This is a genomic window from Hydrogenophilus thiooxidans (genome assembly GCF_019049855.1).
Taxonomy (GTDB): Bacteria; Pseudomonadota; Gammaproteobacteria; order Burkholderiales; family Rhodocyclaceae; genus Hydrogenophilus; species Hydrogenophilus thiooxidans.
In genome coordinates this window covers 91,871-115,830 of record NZ_JAHLSY010000005.1, presented here as the reverse complement: position 1 = coordinate 115,830, position 23,960 = coordinate 91,871, and the positions used below count along the sequence as shown (strand labels likewise).

General features: G+C 56.8%; 20 protein-coding genes, 1 tRNA gene and 1 pseudogene. 1 reads left to right on the top strand and 21 read right to left on the bottom strand.

Going from position 1 to position 23,960, the window contains the following annotated elements; translation table 11 throughout:
- Positions 1-10: 10 nt before the first annotated feature.
- From KUL93_RS04110 to KUL93_RS04010, 21 genes and pseudogenes are all read right to left on the bottom strand, one after another.
- Complete coding sequence (locus KUL93_RS04110) at positions 11-1,243, bottom strand: NnrS family protein (RefSeq protein WP_217125827.1); 1,233 nt, start codon at positions 1,241-1,243, stop codon at positions 11-13.
- Positions 1,237-2,049 (bottom strand): ABC transporter ATP-binding protein, encoded by an 813-nt coding sequence (locus tag KUL93_RS04105; protein ID WP_217125826.1) that lies wholly within the window; start codon positions 2,047-2,049, stop codon positions 1,237-1,239. The genes KUL93_RS04110 and KUL93_RS04105 overlap by 7 nt, the downstream gene beginning before the upstream one ends.
- Complete coding sequence (locus KUL93_RS04100) at positions 2,042-2,842, bottom strand: ABC transporter permease (RefSeq protein ID WP_217125825.1); 801 nt, start codon at positions 2,840-2,842, stop codon at positions 2,042-2,044. Before KUL93_RS04100 ends, KUL93_RS04105 begins: the two co-directional genes overlap by 8 nt.
- Positions 2,839-3,837: an ABC transporter substrate-binding protein gene (locus KUL93_RS04095; protein WP_217125824.1), complete on the bottom strand. Its 999-nt coding sequence runs from the start codon at positions 3,835-3,837 to the stop codon at positions 2,839-2,841. Before KUL93_RS04095 ends, KUL93_RS04100 begins: the two co-directional genes overlap by 4 nt.
- The gene (locus tag KUL93_RS04090; protein ID WP_217125823.1) at positions 3,837-6,005 is read right to left on the bottom strand and encodes a TonB-dependent receptor; all 2,169 of its coding nucleotides are present in this window, start codon (positions 6,003-6,005) and stop codon (positions 3,837-3,839) included. The genes KUL93_RS04095 and KUL93_RS04090 overlap by 1 nt, the downstream gene beginning before the upstream one ends.
- A pseudogene (locus KUL93_RS11790) lies at positions 5,932-6,189 on the bottom strand (hypothetical protein); the annotation flags it as partial. The pseudogene KUL93_RS11790 and the gene KUL93_RS04090, both read right to left, overlap by 74 nt.
- 326 nt (positions 6,190-6,515) lie before the next feature.
- Entirely contained in the window at positions 6,516-7,577 is a 1,062-nt protein-coding gene (locus KUL93_RS04080; RefSeq protein WP_170141247.1) for an alpha-hydroxy acid oxidase, read from the bottom strand.
- Positions 7,574-8,014 carry a Fe2+-dependent dioxygenase gene (locus KUL93_RS11685; RefSeq protein WP_346731640.1) on the bottom strand — a complete coding sequence of 147 codons (441 nt, stop codon included), beginning with the start codon at positions 8,012-8,014 and terminating at the stop codon, positions 7,574-7,576. Before KUL93_RS11685 ends, KUL93_RS04080 begins: the two co-directional genes overlap by 4 nt.
- 289 nt (positions 8,015-8,303) lie before the next feature.
- Complete coding sequence (locus KUL93_RS04070) at positions 8,304-10,553, bottom strand: TonB-dependent receptor (RefSeq protein ID WP_217125821.1); 2,250 nt, start codon at positions 10,551-10,553, stop codon at positions 8,304-8,306.
- Between the two features lie 68 nt (positions 10,554-10,621).
- Complete coding sequence (locus KUL93_RS04065) at positions 10,622-11,035, bottom strand: ExbD/TolR family protein (protein WP_217125820.1); 414 nt, start codon at positions 11,033-11,035, stop codon at positions 10,622-10,624.
- A 62-nt stretch (positions 11,036-11,097) separates the two neighbouring features.
- A complete protein-coding gene (locus KUL93_RS04060) occupies positions 11,098-11,793 on the bottom strand; it encodes a MotA/TolQ/ExbB proton channel family protein (protein WP_119336037.1) in 696 nt (231 codons plus the stop codon).
- Positions 11,794-11,816: 23 nt separating this feature from the next.
- The gene (locus KUL93_RS04055; RefSeq protein ID WP_217125819.1) at positions 11,817-12,680 is read right to left on the bottom strand and encodes an energy transducer TonB; all 864 of its coding nucleotides are present in this window, start codon (positions 12,678-12,680) and stop codon (positions 11,817-11,819) included.
- A 765-nt stretch (positions 12,681-13,445) separates the two neighbouring features.
- On the bottom strand, positions 13,446-13,835 hold the full coding sequence (locus KUL93_RS04050) for a MerR family transcriptional regulator (protein ID WP_217125818.1): 390 nt from the start codon (positions 13,833-13,835) through the stop codon (positions 13,446-13,448).
- Positions 13,816-14,148, bottom strand: coding sequence for an integration host factor subunit alpha (locus KUL93_RS04045; RefSeq protein ID WP_217125817.1), 333 nt, complete (start codon positions 14,146-14,148; stop codon positions 13,816-13,818). Before KUL93_RS04045 ends, KUL93_RS04050 begins: the two co-directional genes overlap by 20 nt.
- A 31-nt stretch (positions 14,149-14,179) precedes the next feature.
- Complete coding sequence (gene pheT / locus KUL93_RS04040) at positions 14,180-16,651, bottom strand: phenylalanine--tRNA ligase subunit beta (protein WP_217125816.1); 2,472 nt, start codon at positions 16,649-16,651, stop codon at positions 14,180-14,182.
- Positions 16,652-16,661: 10 nt separating this feature from the next.
- The gene (gene pheS, locus KUL93_RS04035) at positions 16,662-17,678 is read right to left on the bottom strand and encodes a phenylalanine--tRNA ligase subunit alpha (RefSeq protein ID WP_217125815.1); all 1,017 of its coding nucleotides are present in this window, start codon (positions 17,676-17,678) and stop codon (positions 16,662-16,664) included.
- Between the two features lie 102 nt (positions 17,679-17,780).
- Positions 17,781-18,140: a 50S ribosomal protein L20 gene (gene rplT / locus KUL93_RS04030; protein WP_119334580.1), complete on the bottom strand. Its 360-nt coding sequence runs from the start codon at positions 18,138-18,140 to the stop codon at positions 17,781-17,783.
- 12 nt (positions 18,141-18,152) lie between these two features.
- Entirely contained in the window at positions 18,153-18,350 is a 198-nt protein-coding gene (gene rpmI / locus KUL93_RS04025) for a 50S ribosomal protein L35 (protein WP_119334579.1), read from the bottom strand.
- Positions 18,351-18,458: 108 nt separating this feature from the next.
- Positions 18,459-18,986, bottom strand: a complete 528-nt coding sequence (infC, locus tag KUL93_RS04020) for a translation initiation factor IF-3 (RefSeq protein WP_119334578.1) — start codon at positions 18,984-18,986, stop codon at positions 18,459-18,461.
- A gap of 24 nt (positions 18,987-19,010) precedes the next feature.
- Entirely contained in the window at positions 19,011-20,930 is a 1,920-nt protein-coding gene (gene thrS / locus KUL93_RS04015; protein ID WP_346731639.1) for a threonine--tRNA ligase, read from the bottom strand.
- Positions 20,931-20,981: 51 nt separating this feature from the next.
- Positions 20,982-21,058, bottom strand: a tRNA-Val gene (locus KUL93_RS04010).
- Between the two features lie 138 nt (positions 21,059-21,196).
- On the opposite strand from KUL93_RS04010, the gene acnA reads away from it, so the two are divergent.
- Positions 21,197-23,959, top strand: coding sequence for an aconitate hydratase AcnA (gene acnA / locus KUL93_RS04005; RefSeq protein ID WP_217125813.1), 2,763 nt, complete (start codon positions 21,197-21,199; stop codon positions 23,957-23,959).
- Position 23,960: the final 1 nt, after the last annotated feature.

Here is a 23,960-nt window from a genome sequence, read left to right as displayed (position 1 = left end):
CCAGCAAGCTTCAGGGAATCGCTGCCCCCTTGCAGCCGCCCAACCCATCCGCGCGCGGCGCGATGAAGAGCGGCGCCATGTGCCAGGCGAACAGGCCGTAGGCCACGCACCACAGCAGGGCCGCTGTGAGGAGCGGGCGTAGCGGATCAATGCCTGGCCAGGCTGCGAATGCCCGCACCAGCGCGGCAAGTGCGAGTAGGCAGGCGCCGAGTGGGAACCACAGCCGCGTCTCAAAAAGCTGGCCGCAGTGGGCGCGGCCGGCGATGCCCATCACCGCATAGATCGCCAGCCCAAGTGCGCCGACGGTCAGCAAGTGGCGGCCTGCACTGATGGCGCTCGTTTCGAAAACCAATGCGATGCCCATCGTCGCGTAGCCGGCTGCCATCGCAACGTAGACGCCATAAAACATCAGCGGCCGCTGCCGCAACAGCACGCGGCCGATATGCCAGTCGTTCATCAGGTTGAATACCGCGGCAGCGGCGGACAGCGCAAGCCAGCCTGACAATCGGCTTGCCGGTAAGGCGAACTCGGCCACCGTGTAGAGGCCGATGCAGAAGATCGCCAGATTCCGGCGCGGCGGGCGGGCGCGGTATTCGACGCCCTCGATGCCCGCTTCTTCGAGCGCATGATTGACGATGCGCATTGAGATGCGCGAGAGCGCGACGATGATCAGGATCATGAAAAGCCCGAGCGTTGCATGCAGCCAGCGCGCTGGAAACTCGCCGCGCAGGGCATCGACGTAAAAACCTGCGACGCAGAGCGCAAGGCCTGCCACTGCCCAGAGAAAGGCAAGATGCTTGCGCTCAGGATCGCGCCACAAGCGCGGCGCGGTTAGCCAGGCGAGGCTGCCGAGCAGTGCGAGATGGGCCAATCCGGACACCGCCAGAGCGGGCGCGCCGAGCCAGCCGGACGACCAAAAGGCGACCCGGCCGACCAGCCAAAACAACGTCAACCAGCGCACCGGTTTGGCCTCAAAATCGCCGCCACCGGTGAACTCGGGCACCACCGTGAGCAGGAAACCGGCCATGGCGGCAAACGCGAAGCCGAACAACAGTTCATGCGCGTGCCAGACGAAGGGGCCGCCGACCGTCGACGGCAGCGGCAGCCCGTGGCCGAGAAAGGCCAGCCACATCAACATGAGTAGCAGCGCCGCAAGCGCTGCGAGTAGGAAGAAAGGGCGCAGGCCGCACATCCAGAGCGGATGACGCGCGTCGAGCAGCCCTCGCACGTTTGCCATCAGCATGCCAGCCCCTTGCGACGCGTTGGTGTGGAAATGGCGAACCCCCGTGCCGTCTCACCAGCGCCGACCGGGGTTGCGGAGGTCAGGCCGAAACACGCTCGTACGACAGGCACATGCAACAACCGAGCCGTAGTCGCATGGACGAAATCGTCGTCACGCAGCGCGGCCGGTTGTTCGAGCTCGAAGCGATACGCGATGCGACCGGGATCGGGGGCCATGACCAGAATGCTGTCGGCGAGCCGAGCCGCTTCCATGAGATCGTGGGTGATCATCAGAACCGCCACCCCGCGGGCGGCTTGGTGATCGAGCAGCAGGCGATGCAGCTGCGCCTTAAGGCCAATATCGAGCGCGGAAAACGGCTCATCCATCAGCAGTAGGTCGGGTTCGAGCACCAGCGCGCGCGCCAGCGCAGCGCGGCTTTGCATGCCGCCCGAGAGCTGGTGCGGAAACCTGTCGAGAGCGGCCTTGTCGAGACCGACGGTCTCACCCATCCTTCGCGCGCGGGCGAGACGTTCCTGGCGCGAGATGCCGCGCGCCTTGAGGCCAAGCGCGATATTGTCCAGCGTGGTCTTCCAAGGCAGCAGGCGCGGCTGCTGGAACATGATGGCTGGGCGGACAAAGCGGTTGATCAGTGTTCCGGTTTGCAGCCTCAAGAGGCCGGCGGCCAGATGCAGCAGGGTGGTCTTGCCGCAGCCGGATGGCCCAACCAGCGCAAGGATACGCCCTGCCGGTAGAACGAGATCGATCCCCTCCAGGACGGTCTGAAGCGCATACGCATGGCTTACGCCGGACAGTCTGAGCTCAGGCATGCTCGCGGTCCATCTCGCGCCAGCGCTCGACTTCGCGCTTGATCGGTTCCAGCAGCAGGTACTCGACGGCCAGCAGCGCCAGCACCACCGCGGCGATCCAGGCCAGCGCCGCGTCCATATCGAGCTGGCTACGCGCGACCGCCAGAGCCGCACCGACGCCGTCGGCCGACGCCAGCAGTTCGGCCATCACCACCACGCGCCAGGAATTGCCGAGCGCATTGATCCAGGCCGGGAACAGGTAAGAGACAACGTGCGGCAGGTAGAGATCAAACAACCTCATGTGCCACGGCAGGCGGAAGGCGGCTGCCATATCCTTCAGATGCTGGTCGAGCGTGCGCGTGCCCTGTAGCGCGCCGACGAAGACGACCGGCGTGCAGGCGATAAACACGGTGAACACCGGCGTGCCATCGCTGGCACCGAACCAGAGCATGGCCAGCACCAACCACGCGATCGGCGGCGTGCCGAGCAGCACGGTGACGATCGGGCGTGACATCATCGATGCCGTCAGCGACAGGCCGGCCAAAAGGCCAAGCAGGCTGCCGGCAGTGATCGCCAACATGAGGCCCGTCATCGCCCGGCGTGCGGTGAGAGCGAGCTCGGGCCAGGCAGCGCCACTATCGATCAGCACAAAGAGCTTGCGGAAGGCCGCCACCGGTTCGGGCAGCACCAGCGGGCCATAGGCGAGACTGATCGCCTCCCACACGGCAATCAGCAGCAGCAGACTGGCCAGCGCGCCCCAGCCGCTCCACAGATAGGCGGGGATTCCAGCGAACCAGCGTTGCAGCAAACTCATTTCAGATAGAACCCGTCGTCGGGCAGCCTGCCGCCGATGAGATTGGGCTCGCGCGCGTGCAGCACTGCGAAGAAGAACTCGAGCTCGGGCCGCGCATCCCGCGTGGTGACAAATTCCGCGTTGTCGATGCGCACCGAATCGGCCACGCCCTCGGGCGTAAGCATTTCAGCGCGGCTGGCGACCAGCTTCCCGCACTCGTCTGGCTGCTTTTCACACCATGCCAGCGACGCGGCATAGGCCTGCTGGAATTTTTCGATCAGCGCCGCATTGCCAAGTGCTTTGCCCATGACGGCGATGCCCGCCTGCGGAATACGCGCCTGCCGCTGCATGACACGGCCCCATTCCTGTTGCAGATCGACACTGCGGAACAGCTCCGGTGCAATCACGCTGACCGGAAAGGACCTGGTCTTGCGCAGCGCCACCGACACCGCCGGCTCGGCCAGCAGCGCGTGGTCGGCACGGCGCGTGATCAGCAACTGCATCGCATCGAGCGGAGTGCCGACGTAGCGCAGCTTGAAGTCGCGCTTGACGTTCAACCCCTTTTTTTTCGCCAGAACCTGAAACACGATGTCGGGCATGTCGCCACGAAAGGGCATCAGGATTTCCTTGCCCTTGAAGTCGGCCAGCGTCTTGAGGCCAGGCTCGCGCGACACCAGCCACAGCACGCCCCAGGTCGAGACATTGATGAGTTGCAACTTTACACCACGGTTGTAGAGGTTGGCGGCAACGTTGGTCGGCATGGCAATGAAGTCCGCCGGTGTTGATTTGTCGAGCGCCAGCGCACGCAATTGATCAGGGTCTTTCCACGGACGAAACTCGACGACCTCTGCGACGTCCTTCAGCGCACCAGACTCGACCATGTGGATCAGCGGGTACGATACCGCGGCGTAGGGGCCTGCCAACACCAGCTTGGGTAGCTTGTCCGCGGCATGGACGTAGAAAGAGAGAAGAACGGCCGCCAGGCAGTTGCCAACCCCGAACAACAATTTCCGCATCAGAACCTCCCGCGCCATACCACTTGTAAGCTCCGGCCCGGCGCCTTGATCTCCTGACCGGAGACGCCTTCAGTGAGATGCTCGTGATAAGACTTGTCGCCGACGTTCTTGAGCGCCACACGCAGCGATTGATCTTTCGCGTAGTTCCATGTCGCGCCGAGATCGAGCGTGCCGAAACCGGGCGTTGCATTCTCGGTGCCGCGCGAGAACACGGTGGCGACTCGATCTTGTTTGGCGACTAGGCGCAGGGTTGCATCTGCCGTCCAGCCAGCGGCGACCCTGCCTTCCCAACCCAGCAAAAGCTCGTCGGCCGGCATCTGGAACAGCGGCTCATTGAGATCCTTGTTCTCGCCACGCAGACGCGAATAGCCAACCGACAACCACTGATCGCGACTGAACTGCCAGCGTGCGCTGGCCTCAAGACCGTCGATGACGACCTCGCCGAGGTTCACCGTTTGTTTCACTGGCAACCCATTCGAGAACGTACCGGTCGGCTGTCCCGTGATGTAGTCGCTGATGCGATTGCGATAGATCGAGACCGAATACTGCAAGACGCTGTCCGCGCCTTTCAACCCCAGTTCGAGCTGCGTGGCTATTTCGGGCTTGATCTGCGGATTGCCAAGATAGAAATAGCCATCACCACGCGGCGAGGATTCGAAGCGCTCGCGCATCTCGCCGGCGCGGAAGCCGCGTGAGAGGTTGGCGAAAGGACGCAGCAGGGGCGCCGCTTCGTAGATCATACCAAGACTGCCGGATACGGCGCTGTCTTCACGCGCCAGGCCCGTTCGTACCGTACCGTTGTTCATCGACGCCGCATCGCCCTTCACCGTATCGTGGCGCAGACCAGCCAGAACGTTCAGTTTGCCAAAACGCATGTCGTCCTGCAGATAAACCCCCAGTGCCTCAAGACGACCATCGGTGAAGGGCACGTTGCGCACCAGTGGCGAAAGCGGCGTCGGGCTGGCCAGGTAACGATCTGGCGACGCCTTCATCTCCCAAGCGTTGACTCCGAAAGACAGCAAATGCTCGGGATGGACCAACCAGTCGGCCTTGGCGTCTAATCCGTCCGTGGAAAAAGTAACGAGCGTTTTACCGATGTCGCGAGACAATTTGTCGCTGCGCGTCCATATGGTGCGTTCCACCTCCTGCCGCCAGACGCGTATATCGAAGTTCAACGGCGCATCGCCCGTCCCGATGCGGTTGTTGTAGCCTATCTCGGCCAGCCTGCGCTCCTGGTTTGGCGAATGCACGATCGTATTGCCGACCACGGCAAAGTTGGGATGCGGCTTTTTCGAACCGGGATACCAGACGTCCTGGTCTTTCTGCTGCTGCAGCGAAAAGCGCAACTGCTGGCGCGAATCGATGCGGAATCGATACTGAGCGATCAGCGCATCACTATCGTAGCCGGTCAGATCGACCTTGCCGGAGGGGGCGCGATAGTCGTCGATCCGTGCTACCGAAGCACCGACCATCAGCGCGTGGTCGCCCTGCGAGACATTCGCGATGCCACTGGTGCGCACGCCACGGCTGGCACTATCGTAGCTCGCTGCAAGGTCGACGCTGGCACCCGGTGTGAATTTCGCTTGCGGCAACAGTACGTTGATCACGCCGCCGAGCGCACCCGTGCCATAGAGCACAGAGGCCGGGCCTTTGACAACCTCCAGACGTTCGGCCAAGCCCAAGGTCATGAATGATGCGATGGCGCCTTGCGGCTGCGCCGAATTCATGCGCATGCCGTCGACCAGCAAGACCACACTCTCCTTCTTGAGTCCGCGGATGACTGGGTTCTGGCCCTGTGCGCCATCGCTGGCAACGGCCAGACCCGGTTCGCCGCGCAGCGCCTCGCCGACGTTTTGGGCATTGCGGCGAAGCAATTCTGCGCGCTCAAGGGTCAAGGTAGCAACCGGTGTTTCAAGATCGTCCGCCGCATAGCCTTTGGCGCTGACATTGACCGCAGGTAGTGTAACCACTTCGCCGACAGTTGGATTTCCTTGGTGCCCGGTATCGGTTTCGCGTTGCCCGCTGGCTGGCACCGCCGTCAGCAAGACCTCGGGTCGTGCTTGTTCAGGCTTGGAAGGTTTTCCGGGGGTGGGGTCAGCCAGCGCAACCCGGAGAGACAGTCCCCAGGCCGCCCCGAGCGCCAGTGCGATTGATGTCTTGTACAGCACGGCATTCTCCTTTTGGGTTGTCAATACCGACCACTCCGCTTTTCACCGATTCGAAATGTCCGGTTTTCAACGAAATTCCTGCTTGGCTAACCAGGCCGTGGGTGTGGGTTACTTGTCTCCGGGCATGATGCAGCAGCCGATCGAGAATGGCCGTGGCCACCACTTGATCGGCAAAGCTCTCGTCCCAGTCGGCAAACCATTAGGGTCGAGTTTGCAGGGACGAACCCCGCTTCACCGTCGCGGAGGTGGCCCACCGCGCCACAGCGCACGACGCACGGTTCGCTGCAAGCATCCCACCTCTTCGGCAATCTCACGGAGATAAGACCCCTTTTGTCGCGTTTCGCGTATCATGAGGCAGTCCGCTCGGTTGAGTATGACGCACTCCTTGCGTCTTGACACAACACACGGTGCCCCAGCTTTGTAGGGAGGACGTCTCAAGCCGGTGTTTTTCTGTCATTTACAAGCTGAGCTGACACAAATCAATTTCATTATCCTCGCAATCTAATCAAGTCAAATTAAATGCTCTTTGGGCCACCTAATATCGATATTTAGTTTGAAATCAGAAATAGTGGAAAAACCGCAGACAGCCATAATAGCAGAAAGCTCATCTCGCCAGCGGGAAAAGAGATGGGCAACACCTTGGGCACCGCCTTCAGCAAGCGCTGCAACAACAGGCCGTCCAATCAAAACCGCATCTGCACCCAACGCCAGTGCAACCGCAACATCGTGAGCACTGCGAATACCGCTATCCACCAAAACTTTCACACGATTAGCCACAGATGCGACAATCTCTTTCAGTACATATGCAGTTGGAATCACTCGATCGATGACACGTCCACCATGATTCGACACAATAATTGCATCACACAATGATTCATCGCAGAGACGAGAGGCATCTTCAGGATTGAGAACCCCTTTTATGACAATGGGCAGCGAACATTTTTCACGCAACCACTTGAGATCATTCCATGAAAATGCCTGTTTCAGAACATCAGTAAGAGACCCCCGAGGCGGAACACCGGAAAGATTAGGCTGCGGGCAGTTTGCCGGAACGGAAAAACCAGCATCAATAGCCGCTTTAGGTGTCCACTTGACCGGTGCATCGACAGTAACGACCAGAGCCTCATAGCCAGCTCGCTGAACTCGCGAGATCAAAGACAGCCACTCTGCGTGAGATCCATAAGGGTAAAACTGAAACCAAAGAGGGCCTCTAAGTTCTTCGCGTAAAAAATGACTAGAAATAAGTTCTAGCGGAGTGGTTGCATGACAAGAGAGTATAAAACCGAATTGCTGTGCAGCAGAAGCCAATGCAACCCCAAGGTCACCATGTTCATGGACCATGCCAAGATATGCCATTGGAGCAACCAAAAAAGGGGATGGCCACTTTTTTTCAAAAAAATCGATCTCCAGTGAGACCGATCTTGGCGATGACATCACTCGAGGTACAATCTGAAACCTTTTCCATGACAGCTCATTTTCTCTCAAAGTAACAGAATCGTCCGCACCAGAAAAAAAATATTCATAAATTCCTGATGAAAGAATATCTTTTAAATTTTGATACGTTGTGCTCATAGAGTATCTCCCCATAGGCGGAGAAGATTATGATAAATTCCTGTGAGTGCAACCGTTTGCTCGCACTCACCCATAGCACTTCTGAGACTCAAAATATTCTTATCCAGCTCAAACAAGATCTTGCGCTGCTCAACATTTCTTACCATGCTTTCAATCCAAAAAAAGCTTGCCAACCTCACCCCTCTAACAACAGGTGAAACAGAATGAAGAGATCCACCTGGGTAAAGAATGGCATCGCCAGCCGGTAGCTTTAATCGATTTATACCAGAAACGTCATGAACAATAAGTTCACCGCCATCATACTCGTCAGGATCAGACAAAAACAAAGTACACGAAATATCTCCCCTAACCCAAAAACTATCATCATGGGAATACAAGATTGCCCCATCGATATGTGGGCCATATGTGGGTGCCTCAGGGCGATATCTATTGAACATTGGATTGAAGATTTTTTTAGGCAAAGCAGCTGCAAAAAAATTGGATTTCTCTTTAACGCATCAAGAACTATTTTCCGCAAACGTTTTGCCTGTTCGCTCCCAGACTGAAGTTGTTCATTGTTCTTCACCAATTGAGCCTGGGTGCCAGCAGTTTTTTTGCCTTCGATCCAGGGCGTGCCGGGCGACTCGAGGATAGTGCGCATCGACTGGAGTTCGTCCTTGCTAATCACTTCTTTCAGGTGAATAATCATCTGGCATTCCTCATTACGCCCGACACAACATCTACGGATCAGAAAACGGAATTGATGCTCAAATATACCCTACGCGGCTCCCCAGGGCTGTAAAATCCACGGTATAGGGCATCGGCGTAGAGCTCATCAGTCAAGTTCGTCACTGTCAACTTGAGCGCCATATTCGGATGAAGTTGATATTCAACCATCGCATCCCAAGTGGTGAAGGACGAGGCAACCACGCTTCTGTTCCCAACCGGACTTTGTTCGCTTCGGTGGGTCATACCCAGACCGACGCGCCATTTGTTGTCGATGCGATAGGTCGTCCATGCACTGGCACTATTTCGGGGAGTCAGCCCCGGACGGTCGCCTTCCCTCTGAGCATTGCCGGTGCAAGTGGATTCATTGCATTCATCGATTTCAGCATCTGGAATCCAGGTATGATTGTAGAAAAACTCCCATCGCGGCGTAATCTGGCCCGCAAAGCTTAGCTCGACTCCAGTTGCATGCCGTTTACCAGAGAGCAGCATTTGAGTGGCTGCAGTATCAGGATCGGTATTGCGCTCGTTGTACTTCTCACTCCTAAATAAGGCTAAACCAACAAGCGCTCTCTGATTGAATAGTTCCCACTTTCCGCCAACTTCGAAGTTACGGCTTTTTTCTGGGGGAGTGTTTGCAGCTTTTTCATTGTTGCTACCGGGAGCAAAATTCCCAAGAGAAAACTGATAGGTATCTCCAGAAGTATTATAAGACTCACCATAAGAGACATAATAAGAAGAAGACGTGTTCGGCTCGAAAATTAAGCCAAACCGAGGACTAAAAAGATTATCGGCACGCGACCCACTGTTGGTGGACACATAATCGTAATAATCCGCATTGAATCGATCAAAACGTACGCCCGCTACAACTTTCCATTGTTTAGAGAGCGAAACGATATCTTGTAGATAAACACCAATCGATTGGGACTCGAATTCATTATAGATCCACGTCCGAGTATCAGCACGATAAGCTCCATCGTTTGGATTACCAACGGTGGTTGTCGCCAAAGGATCACTTAAGGCCAACGATCCGCCACTATTATTATTGTTTCTTTTTGCATTTTCATGTGTGATATCGACACCCGCCATTAGATGATGTTTGAACCCACCTAACTCGAATTTGTTGCTATAATCACTTTGCAATTGAAAGATATCACTAATACCTCTTCTCCCCTTGAAGCTATTCCTAGTCAAAACCGTTGCGTCGGTTGGCATATTATCCAAACTTACTGCTTTTCCATCTGGTTGTAACGACGCATTAGCAAAATGGACTACCGATGCCCACAAGTCACGTTCGTATTTACCATATCGTAACGTGGTTTTCAGTTCCTCATCGACTGAAAATTTTACAGTGTGGCCAACGGTGACAACGGTTTGTTCGGTCTGATTGTAATCGCTTCTGAATCCATAAAAATTCTTCGAGTCGAGAACAGGAACAATTTTCCTATTGAGTTCTCCATTGTTGCCCGTGAGCAGCCATGGATGGTTGTAGATTGGACGTTGATCGGTTTTTAGATGGTACAAATCGACCATCAATTCGTGACCGTTACCGAGCAAGTTTCGCCAATTCAAAGCTACACCATTTCTGTTGTCTTTTGAACCCCATTGATCCGCACTTTGGGTCATCAAATTCAAACGTACCGCACCATTTTTTCCAAAATCTTTGTTCAAGTCAGCCTGCAACCGGCCAAAACGTCCATCACCAATCTTAACCTCCAACTGATAGTAATCAGCAAAAAAGGCTCTTTTACTAACTTGGTTCACAACACCACCAGTCGACCCTTTCCCGAACAGCATCGATGCAGATCCCTTGATCACCTCAACTCGATCCGTTGCAAACGTATCTCTCGTGATCAGAGAGGCCTCCCTCATTCCATCTCGTAAAATATCTCCTGCTTGCCCAAGAGAAAAACCCCTCATCAGAACATCTTCTTCTCCAGTTTCGCCTGCTTGGAATGTAACACCTGACGTAAACTTGAGCACATCTCGAAAATCGTCCAACTCCCGATCGTTAAGAAGCTTTTCGGTCATAACTGTAACATTTTGCGGAATATCACGGATTGCTTGCACCCCTTTTCCTATTCTAGTAGTATCGACCTTAAGAGAATTTTTTGACTCAATCTCTTCAGGAATCGAGTCAGCAATGACATTGACTGTTCCCAATACTGCTTCAGTATCGACAATACCTTCCTGAGCAATTGAGTATGTATTTGTTGCAAACAAAATTGACCCTAAAAGAAATTTCGGAGACACTTTCTTCTCAGATTTCATCTCTGGCTCTCCTTTATTTAATAAAAAATTTTTTAACAACAACAAATGAGAAAACATATTTCAAGATATCATTTCGCCTCCGGTTCGGTTACCAACCCCACAGATTGAATTCCACTTCTAGAAACTAGCGCCAATAGCTGAACAACCTTTTCGTACGATACAGATCTATCTCCCAGCACTTGAACTCCAGGAATATCAGACTTACTCGAGATGTCTTCCAGACGCGCTTCCAGCTCTTGAAGGTCGACCACCTCGTTATTCCAAAAATACGTTCCATCACTAGCCACTACAATTTTTACAGGCTCTTCAGTCTTATCAGCATCCATCGTCGCCTTGGGCAATGAAACGGATATAGAATGCTTGATAACAGGTATCGTTACGATGAATACGATCAACAAAACCAGCATAACATCGATAAGCGGAATCATATTAATTTCTGAGTTAAGATCACCCCCGTTTTCATCTATTATCCCGTGCGACATATTTAATCCCCCATTCACTTTTTACCTATTGCTACCTCTATCATCACATGCATTGCGTTATATCACTTTTTCCAACGCATACCGGATAAATAATAGGAATGAATTTCATGCGCAAAGCGGTTTATCATATGGACCGCGATTTTTTGCCCGCGAACTATTGCGTTATACCCCAAAGCCGCTGGTATTGCTACAGCCAAACCTAGAGCGGTCATGATCAAAGCCTCACCAATTGGGCCCGCAACTTGGTCGAGAGATGCCGATCCATTAGTACTTATGTTCATCAATGCGTGATAGATACTCCAAACAGTTCCAAACAACCCAACGAATGGAGCCGTCGATGCCACCGATGCCAATATCCACAAGCCAGATTGCAACTTGAATACAGATCTATCTATTGCTTGGTTTATTGCTCGCCCAATCCATTCACTTGGGTCTAGTTTGTCATGAAGTTGGGTTTTTTTATTATCGGCACTATTATCACCCTGCAAATGATTAGCGGCTATATGTGCATTTCGCGCAATCATTGCAAACGGGTTGTCATTTTCGTTGCCTAGCTTTTCTATTCCTTCAATAACATCTTCAGAGTGCCAAAAAACATCTACACGCCTATTTTGTAATTTTACTCTACCAATTTCTATCAATTTTATTAGAATAACGATCCAGCTTGCAATGGACATCAGCAGCAAGACAATGGCTATGCCTCGAATGATTTCGTCACCTTGCCACCAAAGATGTTCGATTCCAAATTTGCTAACCATACCTTCCAACTTTTTCTCCCCAATCATTTGAGCTCAAACTTAATAGGTATCAGATGCCACATGGCGACAGGAATTCCATTTTTCTTCCCAGGCTTAAACTTCCATTTCTTTACTGCCTCCTCTGCTGCACGATCTAATCGTAAGTAACCACTCGATTTTTCTACCTGAACAATCGATGCGTGCCCATCCTCTTCGATTAACGCCCGAATGATCACAGTCCCCTCCTCACCCAGACGACGTGAGGCTGTTGGATAATCTGGCGGTGGATTATTGAGATAAGATGCGTAAGCCGACGGTTGCTCCACTATTGGCATTGCATTTTCTGCCTGTTCTACCATGAACTCTTTTTTAATTTCGTTGACTTCGCTACCATTTACTTTACTTTCGGAATTAGATTCGTTTTGACTTGAAACATTATCTTCAATTTTTTTATTCATTTTATTCAACACGTTTTTTTTCTCGGTTCTTTTCTTATTCGTCTGTTTTTCGATCTTTCTTTCCTTTTTCTTTACCTGATCTTTACTGGTATTATCTATTTTTACATCTTTTTCATTACTGATTAAGCTATTATCATTTAATTCTGCTACCTCTGCCTTTTTTTCAACATCATTATGTTTTGCAACACTCATCAATGTTACGTTCACAATTTTTGGCGATTTTTCAACATTATTTGCTATCGCCACTGTTGTCTTCGACATCATAAAAAGTATCGCCGCTACATGTACTGCAGTTACTACAATTCCAATAATCCAGTTCATTGTCATTTTTTTATTCCATATTCGATGGCGTTGCCATTTTTTCGCGCTTTCGACCTGCTCATGCAAACGCAGTTGCCTATCTTCCAAACCGTTATCTCCTTTGCACACAAAGTGTTCACTAGCAACCATTCACAATTGAGCCATTCGCTCATTGAAGAACTGCCCACAGGAGAAGTCGCACGTTTCTGCCCAAGGAGCTTCTGCTGCATCGACTGCACTCCAACGCACGATTCAACGGCACGATCCTGCACCTCCGTTCCAGCTTCGATCCAGCGATCATCTACTGTTCGGCGCCCCCTGATCCACTGTGCCGCATCATGATGGCATACTCTTTATTCTTAATGTCAATATTATAGATAATGAGAATCGTTATTGTCAACACCAAAAAGAAAGGGGTTTTGTCTTCTCTTTTGTTTCCACACAACAGCACCGCAAGCAACCGCGCCAACTGCCAAACTTCCACCAGAATACTGACATCTACCCAAAGCGGATCAGTCTCCTGGTGTATGCGCTTTCATTAAGGAATAGCGTCACTTCGCGAAGTATGGCTGCCAATTCAACTACGACTTCATTGCGAAGACGCGGCCACAACGAGTCATGGTCAAAGCCGTTTTGCCGCGCGTACCGGTACCGTTCGTCCGCCTGAGAGAGCGAACTGTTCTTCTCGAGCATCTTCCCCCTTGGCCGACCATGTACGTTCCGATCACTTTGAGCTGTTGGGCAGCAGCGTTTGCATCCACGAGCGGCATCGCTCATCAGTACGATTTACCACCATATCCGTGCTTGTACCAAAAATTACATTACGAATGAGATCGATTGTATTTTACACATTTTCTGTGACGCAGCATCATTCCCCAGCACGCCGGGAACAGGTGAAGTCGAGTTCACCAAGGATCAAGGTTGTTGAGTCGGGGTTTTTTCCAGCACGGCATTTAGATACCGAACCACCGCCGCAAGCGCATGCTCGACTTCGGCAAGCGCTCCGCACCAGCTCGCCAGTTGCTCACTCACCGCCTCATCCGCCAGTGCGCTGAGCCCGAGCAATTGTCGCACCTCGTCATGCGACCTGCCCTCCCCCAAAAGCAGCCGCCGGATGCGCCGCAACAAGAGGATTTCGCTGCGGCGAAAAAAACGCCGCGTCCGCCCGCGCGGGTGGCCCACTGCAAACTCCCGTTCCCACTGCCGTAAGAGCCGCTCCGGTACGCCGACGAGCTCGACTGCCTCTTGCCGCGTGAAAAACGGTTTGGCGGGCACTTCCGGCAAATCAAACCACTGCGGGTTCACGTTCCGGGTTTCGTTCGACGAGGTCATGGTGGGCGACTGCCTCTTTGAGTTTGTTGCTGGCGTGAAAGGTTACCACACGCCTCGGTTCGATCGGAACGACCTCTCCCGTTCGCGGGTTACGCCCCGGGCGCTGCGGCTTGTCCCGAACCTCGAAAACGCCAAACCCGGAAAGTTTCACCGTTTCCCCGGCAACCAGCCGTTCGGTGATCGTCTCGAAAAAACACTCGACCAATTGTTTGGCCTCGGCACGGGGAATCCCCACCTGCTCGACCAGTGCCTCGGTCATTTCTGCTTTCGTCAATTCTGCTGCCATCGTATCCTCTGTCGCTCCAACGCATTCGCGATCACTGACGCAGGGTTGCGGCACATTGGGCGGCAAGCGCGTCGACGATCTGCACCACCGCTTCGTCGATCTCGGCGTCGGTAAGTGTTCGCTCCGGATGCTGCCAGCGGAATCGCAACGCCACGCTCTTCATCCCTTCCGGCAACCCTTTTCCTTGGTAGACGTCAAACACCCAGACCGATTGCAGCGCTTGCGGCGCAGCGGCACGCGCCACGGCGATCAGTTCGGCGGCAGAGCGCCCTTCGGGCACCAAGAACGCCAGATCGCGTGTCACCATCGGTTGCTTCGAGAGCGGTTGGTATTCGGGTTTGCGGCGCGCGAGCGCCCATTCCAGCTCGATCTCGAAAACCACCGGCGCCGGTTTCAGCTCCCAGTGGCGTGCCCATTTCGGGTGGAGCTCTCCGATCACCCCGATCTGGGTTCGCTCCTTGCCCTGAACCAACCAAACCGACGCCGAACGCCCCGGATGGAGCGCCGGGTGTTCGACCCGTTCGAACGCGAGCGTTTCCGGTGTGAAGAGCGCTTCGAGATCCCCTTTGAGATCGAAGAAGTCGACCGCACGGTGGCCCGCTTCCGTCCACCCCGGTTCCGCGGTTCCCCAAGCGATCGCCGCCAGTTTCAGCGGTTGCTGGTGGGCCAGCGCGGCATCGAGCGCGTCTTGGGTCACCGCAGTAATCGGCTCTGCCGAAAGAAAGCAGCGTCCGATTTCGAAGAGCCGCACGCTTTCGACTTGCCGTTTGCGGTTTGCCGCCACTGCATCCACCAAGCCGGGTATGAGAGAGGAGCGCATCACCGCAAGCGGCGCAGCGATGGGGTTCGCCAACGCGATCGGCTGTGCGTTGCCCAGCACCTCGGTCTCCCAACGCTTCTCGACGAACGCGTAGGTGATCGCTTCACTGTAGCCACGCGTGCACAAGAAATGGCGGACCGCATGGCGCGCACGGCAGGTTTCGGGCGATTGCCCCATCACTGCGGAGATCTCCGGCATTTGCGCTGGGATCGCGTCATAGCCGATCAACCGCGCCACCTCTTCGGCCAAATCTTCCGGAATCGCCAGATCGAAGCGCCAGCTTGGTGGCACCGCGGTGATCGTCTCACCGACCACCTGAGTGGCCACCCCTTCGCGTTCGAGCCACCGCGCGGCATCGTCTGCGTTCACGGGAACCCCCAAGTGGGCGGCAAGCCGCGACGCGGTGACGGTGATCGCCGACCGCACCGGTAAATGAGCGGGCGATTCGGCAACGACCACTTCGCTCGCTTCGCCCCCAGCAATCTCAAGGATCAACGCGGTTGCTCGTTCCAGCGCACGGCGGCACCCTTCTGGATCGACACCGCGCTCAAAACGGTGCGCCGCGTCCGAATTCAGCCCGTAACGTCGGGCGCGCCCAGCGATTGCGCTGGGAGTGAAATGGGCACTTTCCAGAAAAATCTCGGTCGTCGTCGTGCGCACGCCACTTTCGAGCCCGCCCATCAGACCGGCCAACGCCACCGGGCCTTGGGCGTCGGCGATCACGAGGGTCGCGGCGTCGAGCGTCACCTCGTCACCGGTCAGCACCGTCAGTCGCTCGCCGTCTCGAGCCCAGCGCACGGTGATGTCGCCTGCCAACTGCTGCGCGTCGAACGCGTGCAGTGGCTGGCCCAATTCGAGCATTACGTAGTTGGTGACATCGACCAGAAAATGGATTGGGCGCAAACCCGCAGCGCGCAGACGCCGTTCGATCCATTCGGGCGTTGGCCGCGTGGGGTCGACGCCGCGGATCCAGCGCCCGAGATAACGGGGACACGCTTCTGGCGCGTCGAGACGCACCGCTCGCCCGGCGGTAAAGCCTGCAGACGGCACGAGTGGTGCTTGCGGCGACAAGGGATGGTCGCGCTCGGTTACCGCGCCCGGCGCCCACGGCGGGGTCACAGACGTATTCGTAAGTGCCGCCACTTCGCGCGCAACGCCCAAGACACTGAGGCAATCGGCGCGGTTTGGGGTCATCTTGAGCTCGATTACCGCATCGTCGAGTTGCAGGTAGCGGCGAATATCGGCACCAACCGGCGCGTCGGCAGGGAGTTCCATCAACCCGGCGTGGTCGTCGGAAATGCCCAACTCCCGCGCCGAGCAGAGCATCCCGAACGACGCCACCCCGCGCAATTTGGCTTGGCGAATGGTCAAGCCGCCCGGCAGCTGCGCACCGACGAGCGCGCACGGCGCTTTGAGCCCCACGCGAGCGTTCGGTGCGCCGCAAACGATCGCAAGCGGCTCGCCTTGCCCGACATCGACCGTACAGAGACGCAGCTTGTCCGCGTTGGGATGCGGCGCCACTTCGACAATCTCGCCGACGACCACGCCAGTGAAGGGCGGTGCAACCGGCTCGACACTTTCTACTTCGAGCCCTGCCATCGTCAACCGCTCCGCAAGCGTCGCCACGTCGAGCGGCGCGGCGTCCTTCACCCACGATTCCAGCCAACTCACCAGAATTTTCATCGTCGATTCCCTACGCGAACTGCGCCAAGAAGCGCACGTCGTTCTCGAAGAAGAGCCTGAGGTCGTTGATCCCGTACTGCAACATCGCCAGCCGGTCGAGGCCGAAACCGAACGCAAAACCGCGGACCTGTTCGGGATCGAAGCCACCGTTGGCAAGCACCGTGGGGTGAACCATGCCGCAGCCAGCGATCTCCAACCACTTCCCTTTGAGCGCGCCGCTCATGAACCGGACGTCGATCTCTGCCGACGGTTCGGTGAAAGGGAAGAACGAAGGGCGAAAACGGACTTCGAGCGCGTCGGTTTCGAAAAAGGCGTGCAGAAACGCCTGCACGACCCCTTTGAGGTGGGTGAAGGCGATGGTTGGACCCACCCAAAGCCCTTCCAACTGATGGAACATCGGCGAATGGGTCGCGTCCGAATCGACGCGATAGACCCGCCCCGGCGCGATGATACGCAACTCCGACGCGGCACCGTGCGCGGCGACATGGGCGCGCATCGCCCGGATCTGAACGGGACTGGTATGCGTGCGGAGCACCACGTCCGAGCGCCCTTCGAGGTAAAACGTGTCGTGCATCGAGCGCGCGGGGTGATCTTCCGGCGTATTGAGCGCGGTGAAATTGTGCCAGTCGTCTTCGATTTCAGGACCGTCGGCCACCGAAAACCCCAACGACGCAAACAAAGCCTCGACCCGCTCGAGCGTGCGCCAAACCGGGTGGGGCGCACCGACCGAACGGTGGCGTCCCGGCAACGTGACGTCGATTGCTTGCGCGGCAAGTGACCGTGCCAACTGCTCCGCTTCCAGACGCGCCCGCGCGGCTTCGAGCAACGCTTCGATGCGCGCTTTGGCCGCGTTGATTGCCGCCCCTTGCGCTTTGCGCTCCTCTGGCGGGAGCTTACCCAAGCCTTTCAACGCATTCGTGATGACGCCGTTTTTCCCTAGAAAACGCGCTTTGGCGTCTTCCAGCGCCGCGACTGTCGTCGCCGCAGCAAATGCGGCTTCTGCCTCCCGAACCCATTCGCTACCCATCTTCGTTCCTCACCAACAAAAAAAGGGAGGCGCGCCTCCCTTTTTCGTTTCGCGCCACCGCAGTCGCTAGCGACTTGCGCGTCCTCCGATGGCGCAACACAATCAAGCAGTCAGGTGCGCGCGCGCTTTTTCCACCAACGCACCAAACGCGGGTTTGTCGAAGACGGCAAGATCGGCCAACACTTTACGGTCGACGTCCACTTGCGCTTTCTTCAAACCGTTGATGAATTCGCTGTAGGTCATGCCGTGTTCGCGCGCAGCCGCGTTGATCCGAGTGATCCAGAGCGCACGGAACTGGCGTTTGCGCTGACGGCGGTCACGGTAGGCGTATTGCAACGCCTTCATCACCGCCTGTTTGGCTACCCGATAGACGTTCTTGCGGCGACCGCGGTACCCTTTCGCGAGCTTCAGAACTTTTTTGTGGCGAGCGCGCGCCGTTACCCCACGTTTTACCCGAGGCATCTTGCTTCTCCCTTATGCGTACGGCAACATCTGTTTGACCAAGCCCATGTCACTGGGATGAACCTCGACCATCCCACGCAACCGCCGCTTGCGGTCCGGACTTTTCTTGGTCAGGATGTGGCGCTTGAACGCTTGGGAACGCTTGATGCTACCGCTACCCCGCACTTTGAAGCGCTTCGCGGCTCCTTTTTTCGTCTTCATTTTGGGCATTGTTTCTGCTCCTTTCCGATGTGGCACCAGGCGCATCGCAGCGGATGCTTGAGAGCCCGACGGCCACTTGTTCAACGAATCGCTTGCCCGCGCAAGGGGCAAGACTCGCTATTTTACCTTTTTTTTGATCGGTGCGATCACCATCACCATTTGCCGGCCTTCGAGCTTGGGCATCTGTTCGACGACGCCGATATCCGCCAAATCTTGTTGGATTCGCTCCAACTGGCGTAGCCCAAGCTCTTGGTGGGCCATCTCCCGTCCGCGGAACCGCAAGGTCACCTTGGCTTTGTCCCCGTCGGTCAAAAAACGGCGCAAATTGCGCAATTTGATTTGGTAGTCGTTTTCGTCGGTACCCGGACGGATTTTGATCTCTTTGACCTGGATCTGTTTTTGTTTGGCGCGCGCTTCCTGCGCCTTTTTCTGTTCCTGGTATTTGTATTTTCCGTAATCCATGATTTTGCAGACCGGCGGATTGGCCATTGGCGCGATCTCCACCAGATCCAACCCCGCTTCGTCCGCTGCAGCAAACGCTTCGCGCAACGAAACGATCCCGACCTGCTGCCCATCCGGGCCGATCAATCGTACCTGCGGCGCGTCGATCTCGTCATTGACGCGCACCTTCTTTTCCTGAGCGATGGCTGTCTTCTCCCTATGAAAACCTCAACATTCGGTGCTGCGACTGGCTATCCGTTCCTGGGCGCGCGCTAGGAACGCCGCCACCGGCATCGCTCCGAGGTCGACACCGCCGCGGGCACGCACCGCAACCTGGCCACTGGCTGCTTCTTGGTCCCCCACTACCAACAGGTAAGGGACCTTTTGCAGACTGTGCTCGCGAATTTTATAGGTAATTTTTTCATTGCGCAAATCGGTTTCGCACCAAAGCCCTGCGGCACGCAGCTGCTTCTGCACGGAGACGGCGTATTCGGCATGCCGTTCGCTGATCGGCAACACCACCGCTTGCACGGGGGCGAGCCAGAGCGGCAACGCCCCGGCATGGTGTTCGATGAGAATTCCCAGGAAGCGCTCGAGCGAACCAAAGAGCGCCCGGTGCAGCATCACCGGACGGCGACGCGAATTGTCTTCGGCGACGTACTCGATATCGAAGCGCTCCGGCAGGTTCATATCGACTTGCAGGGTTCCGCACTGCCAGTCCCGACCGATCGCATCGCGCAGGACAAACTCGAGCTTGGGTCCGTAGAACGCCCCTTCTCCTGGGAAGAGCTCGTATTCCAGTCCGAGCCCGGTCACCGCGTCGGCAAGCGCCGCTTCGAGTTGATCCCAGACCGCATCGCTGCCGATCCGGTTTTCCGGGCGTGTCGAGAGCTTGATGCGCACCTGCTCGAATCCGAATTCACGATAAATGTCGAGGATCAACCGCACGACTTTGGCACATTCGGCCGTCATCTGCTCCGGCGTGCAGAAGATATGCGCGTCGTCCTGCGTAAAGTGGCGCACCCGCAATAGGCCGTGCAACGCCCCCGAAGGTTCGTACCGATGCACCTTGCCGAACTCGGCGACGCGAAGCGGCAAATCCCGATAGCTGTGCAACCCATGTTTGTACCAGGTGCACGCACCGGGGCAGTTCATCGGTTTCAATGCAAAGACCCGCTCGTCTTCGGTTTGGGTCACGAACATGTGGTCGTGGTAGTTCTGCCAATGGCCAGAACGTTCCCACAGCGTTCGGTCCATCACGTCCGGCGTGTTGATCTCGATATAGCCCGCTTCGAGCTGCCGCTCGCGCATGTAGTTGATGAGCTTTTGGAAGATGCGCCACCCTTTCGGATGCCAGAAGACCGAACCGGGCGCCACGTCCTCGAAATGGAAGAGGTCGAGCTGAACCCCCAAGCGGCGATGATCGCGCTTTTCTGCCTCTTCCAATTGCTTGAGGTACGCGTTGAGCGCCTTTTTGTCGGGCCACGCCGTTCCATAGATGCGCTGCAACTGTTCGTTGCGTGCATCGCCACGCCAATACGCTCCAGCTACCTTGGTCAATTTGAACGCTTTGAGTTTTCCGGTATCGGGAACGTGCGGCCCGCGGCACAAATCGATGAAATTGCCTTGCCGGTAGAGGGAGATGGTCTCCCCTTCCGGGATCGACGCGATGATTTCCGCCTTGTAGTATTCGCCTTGATCACGGAAAAAGCGAATCGCCTCGTCTCGATCCCACTCTTCGCGCACGACTGGGATCTGTTGCGCCGCGAGCGCCTTCATCCGCTCCTCGATGCGTTCCAGATCCTCGGGCGTAAATGGGCGCGGAAAGGCAAAGTCGTAATAGAACCCGTTCTCGATCACGGGGCCGATGGTCACCTGCGCTTCCGGGTAGAGCTCCTTCACGGCGTGCGCCAATAGGTGCGCGGTCGAATGGCGGATTACCTCCAGCCCTTCCGGGTCGCGCTCGGTGACGATCGCGACGTTGGCATCTTCGGTGATCGGATAGGTCAGATCGACCAAACGGCCATTGACCTTCGCGGCCACCGCGGCTTTTGCCAAACCCGGGCCAATCGCTTCTGCGACTTGAAGCGGGGTGACCACCCCTTCGAACGCTTTCACCGAGCCGTCCGGCAACGTCACTGCAACCATCATACCCCCCAAACAAAAAATGCGGCCCATGGGCCGCATTTTATCGAATCCTGGTAGGCGCGATTGGACTCGAACCAACGACCCCCACCATGTCAAGGTGGTGCTCTAACCAACTGAGCTACGCGCCTGTGGAGTGCGAATTATACGAAATTCTACGCTGCAAGGCAATACCCTTTTGCACAAAAAAAGTGCGATGACGTGCTTTGCTCGCGTTTGATACGCTTTTGCGCTATATTGGACGGGATCCCCAGCACAAGGAGCCGGCAATGGACCCCAAACGACTCGCACAACGCGAGCTCACCTTGCCCTCTGGCAAACGGTTTCGTATTTTCGACCTCGCGGCACTGGAACGGGCGGGCATCGGCCCGATCAGCCAACTGCCCGTCTCGATCCGCGTGGTTCTGGAAGCACTGGTGCGCCATTGCGACGGCGTGCGCATCACCCCAGAGCAGGTCGCGGCGCTTGCCAATTGGCAGCCCAACGCGGAACGCACCAGCGAGATCCCGTTCGTCGTTGCGCGGGTCGTCCTGCAGGATTTCACCGGCGTACCGCTTCTGTGCGATTTGGCCGCGATGCGCAGCGCCGCAGCTCGGTTACAGAAATCGCCCCAAGCGATCGAACCGATCGTGCCGGTCGATCTGGTCGTCGACCATTCGGTGCAGGTCGATACCTTCGGCAGTCCAGCGGCTCTGCGTAAAAACATGGAGCTGGAATTCGCGCGCAACCGTGAGCGCTACCAGTTCATCAAGTGGGGGATGCAAGCGTTTGAGACGTTCGGCGTCGTCCCGCCCGGCATCGGGATCGTCCACCAAGTCAATCTGGAGTACCTGTTCCGCGGCGTGCGCCGGGGTCAAGACACGGATGGCACTCCTACGCTCTTTCCCGATACGCTGGTGGGAACCGACAGCCACACGACGATGATCAATGGAGTCGGCGTTGTGGGTTGGGGTGTCGGTGGCATCGAAGCGGAAGCAGCGATGCTCGGACAACCGGTCTATCTCCTCACCCCCGACGTGATCGGCGTCGAACTCACGGGGCAGTTGCCCGAAGGGGTCACCGCAACCGATTTGGTGCTCACGATCACCGAGATGCTGCGCCGGGAAAAGGTGGTCGGCAAATTCGTCGAATTTTTCGGCGATGGGGCAGCCACGCTCTCGGTTCCCGACCGGGCGACCATCGCCAATATGGCACCCGAATACGGCGCAACGATGGGGTACTTCCCCGTCGACGACAAGACGGTCGAATACCTGGCGCGCACCGGGCGCACCGCCGAGGAGGTCGAAGCGTTCGCCGAATATTTCAAAGCGCAAGGGCTCTTCGGCATGCCACGTGCGGGCGAAATCGCCTATACCCGCACACTCCAGCTCGACTTGCGCACGGTCGAGCCGTCGCTTGCCGGTCCAAAACGGCCGCAAGACCGGATCGCGCTCAAGGCGATGAAAGCGCAGTTCGAATCGCTCCTTGCGGCGCCCCGCGAGCAAAACGGGTATGGTCTCGATGCCGAAGCTCGAGCCAAACGTGTGCCTGTGACGCTGTCGCTTGCGCATGCCGGACGACTCGAAGGCGACGCCCCGAGCGACAAAACCCTTGAAACCACGGTCGGTCACGGGGATGTGCTGATCGCCGCGATCACCTCCTGCACCAACACCAGCAACCCCGCCGTTTTGATCGCTGCGGGCCTGGTCGCGAAGAAAGCAGTCGAACGGGGCTTGACCGTGTCGCCCAAGGTCAAAACGTCGCTTGCGCCCGGTTCGCGTGTCGTCACCGAATACCTGGAGAAAGCGGGACTTCTGGCGCCGCTTGCGCAACTTGGGTTCGCGGTGGTGGGTTACGGTTGCACCACCTGTATCGGGAACGCAGGAGACTTGGCCCCGGAACTCAACGCAGCGATCCAGAAAGAAAACTTGGTGGTCGCTGCGGTGCTCTCTGGCAACCGCAATTTCGAAGCGCGCATCCACCCCAACATTCGGGCCAACTTCCTCGCCTCGCCCCCTCTTGTGGTCGCGTTTGCGCTTGCCGGGCGCGTTGACATCGACCTCACCAGCGAGCCGATTGGCACGGATCGCGCCGGGCAACCGGTCTTTCTGCGCGACCTCTGGCCGACGAGCGAAGAGATCCACGCAGCGCTTCCCTTCGCGCTCGACCCCGAGGTCTTCCAACGCCTCTACCAAGATTTCACCGCGCACCACGACCTTTGGAACGCCGTCGAAGCGGCGAGCGGCGACGTCTACGACTGGCCACCATCGACGTACATTGCCGAACCGCCGTTCTTCAGTAATTTCTCCCTCACCCCGGCGCCGGTGCCTCCGATCACGAACGCTCGGGCGCTGCTCCTCTTGGGCGATTCGGTCACGACCGACCACATCTCACCCGCTGGGTCGATCCCCGAGTCGTCTCCGGCCGGGCAGTGGCTCCTTGCGCACGGCGTCCCAAAAGCGGAGTTCAACAGCTACGGCGCGCGGCGCGGTCATCATGAGGTGATGATCCGTGGCACCTTTGCCAACGTTCGCCTCAAGAACTTGATGATCCCGCCTCGCCCGGACGGAAGTCGCGTCGAAGGGGGGTACACCCTCCTGAACGGTGACATCGTCCCCGTTTACGACGCGGCGATGCATTACCAGCGCCAAGGGATCCCCACCCTGGTTTTCGCGGGCGAAGAGTACGGCACCGGCTCGTCGCGCGACTGGGCAGCCAAAGGAACGGCGCTCCTTGGGGTACGCGCGGTGGTGGCGCGCAGTTTCGAACGGATCCATCGTGCCAACCTCGTCGGAATGGGCGTCTTGCCGCTGCAGTTCCTCGGTGACGATTCATGGGAAAAACTGGGGATTACCGGCGACGAAACCTTCACGATCGAAGGGATGGAGACGATTGCGCCGCAGCAACCGCTGACTCTGGCGATCACCCGCGCAAACGGCGAGGTGGTCCGCGTACCGGTACGCTCGCGGATCGACACCGCGATCGAGGTCGCGTACTATCGCCACGGCGGGATTCTTCCCTACGTGCTGCGGCAAATCCTCGCAAAGGTCTAAT

Bases quoted from the DNA above. Each gene is read 5' to 3' on its own strand.
- KUL93_RS04095 (WP_217125824.1), bottom strand. From the start codon at position 3,837: ATGCGGAAATTGTTGTTCGGGGTTGGCAACTGCCTGGCGGCCGTTCTT.
- KUL93_RS04055 (WP_217125819.1), bottom strand. From the start codon at position 12,680: ATGGTTGCTAGTGAACACTTTGTGTGCAAAGGAGATAACGGTTTGGAA.
- acnA (WP_217125813.1), top strand. From the start codon at position 21,197: ATGGACCCCAAACGACTCGCACAACGCGAGCTCACCTTGCCCTCTGGC.
- pheS (WP_217125815.1), bottom strand. From the start codon at position 17,678: ATGGGTAGCGAATGGGTTCGGGAGGCAGAAGCCGCATTTGCTGCGGCG.
- KUL93_RS04105 (WP_217125826.1), bottom strand. From the start codon at position 2,049: ATGCCTGAGCTCAGACTGTCCGGCGTAAGCCATGCGTATGCGCTTCAG.
- KUL93_RS04080 (WP_170141247.1), bottom strand. From the start codon at position 7,577: ATGAGCACAACGTATCAAAATTTAAAAGATATTCTTTCATCAGGAATT.
- rpmI (WP_119334579.1), bottom strand. From the start codon at position 18,350: ATGCCCAAAATGAAGACGAAAAAAGGAGCCGCGAAGCGCTTCAAAGTG.
- KUL93_RS04060 (WP_119336037.1), bottom strand. From the start codon at position 11,793: ATGGTTAGCAAATTTGGAATCGAACATCTTTGGTGGCAAGGTGACGAA.
- KUL93_RS11685 (WP_346731640.1), bottom strand. From the start codon at position 8,014: ATGTTCAATAGATATCGCCCTGAGGCACCCACATATGGCCCACATATC.
- KUL93_RS04100 (WP_217125825.1), bottom strand. From the start codon at position 2,842: ATGAGTTTGCTGCAACGCTGGTTCGCTGGAATCCCCGCCTATCTGTGG.
- KUL93_RS04070 (WP_217125821.1), bottom strand. From the start codon at position 10,553: ATGAAATCTGAGAAGAAAGTGTCTCCGAAATTTCTTTTAGGGTCAATT.
- KUL93_RS04065 (WP_217125820.1), bottom strand. From the start codon at position 11,035: ATGTCGCACGGGATAATAGATGAAAACGGGGGTGATCTTAACTCAGAA.
- pheT (WP_217125816.1), bottom strand. From the start codon at position 16,651: ATGAAAATTCTGGTGAGTTGGCTGGAATCGTGGGTGAAGGACGCCGCG.
- thrS (WP_346731639.1), bottom strand. From the start codon at position 20,930: ATGGTTGCAGTGACGTTGCCGGACGGCTCGGTGAAAGCGTTCGAAGGG.
- rplT (WP_119334580.1), bottom strand. From the start codon at position 18,140: ATGCCTCGGGTAAAACGTGGGGTAACGGCGCGCGCTCGCCACAAAAAA.
- KUL93_RS04110 (WP_217125827.1), bottom strand. From the start codon at position 1,243: ATGCTGATGGCAAACGTGCGAGGGCTGCTCGACGCGCGTCATCCGCTC.
- KUL93_RS04045 (WP_217125817.1), bottom strand. From the start codon at position 14,148: ATGGCAGCAGAATTGACGAAAGCAGAAATGACCGAGGCACTGGTCGAG.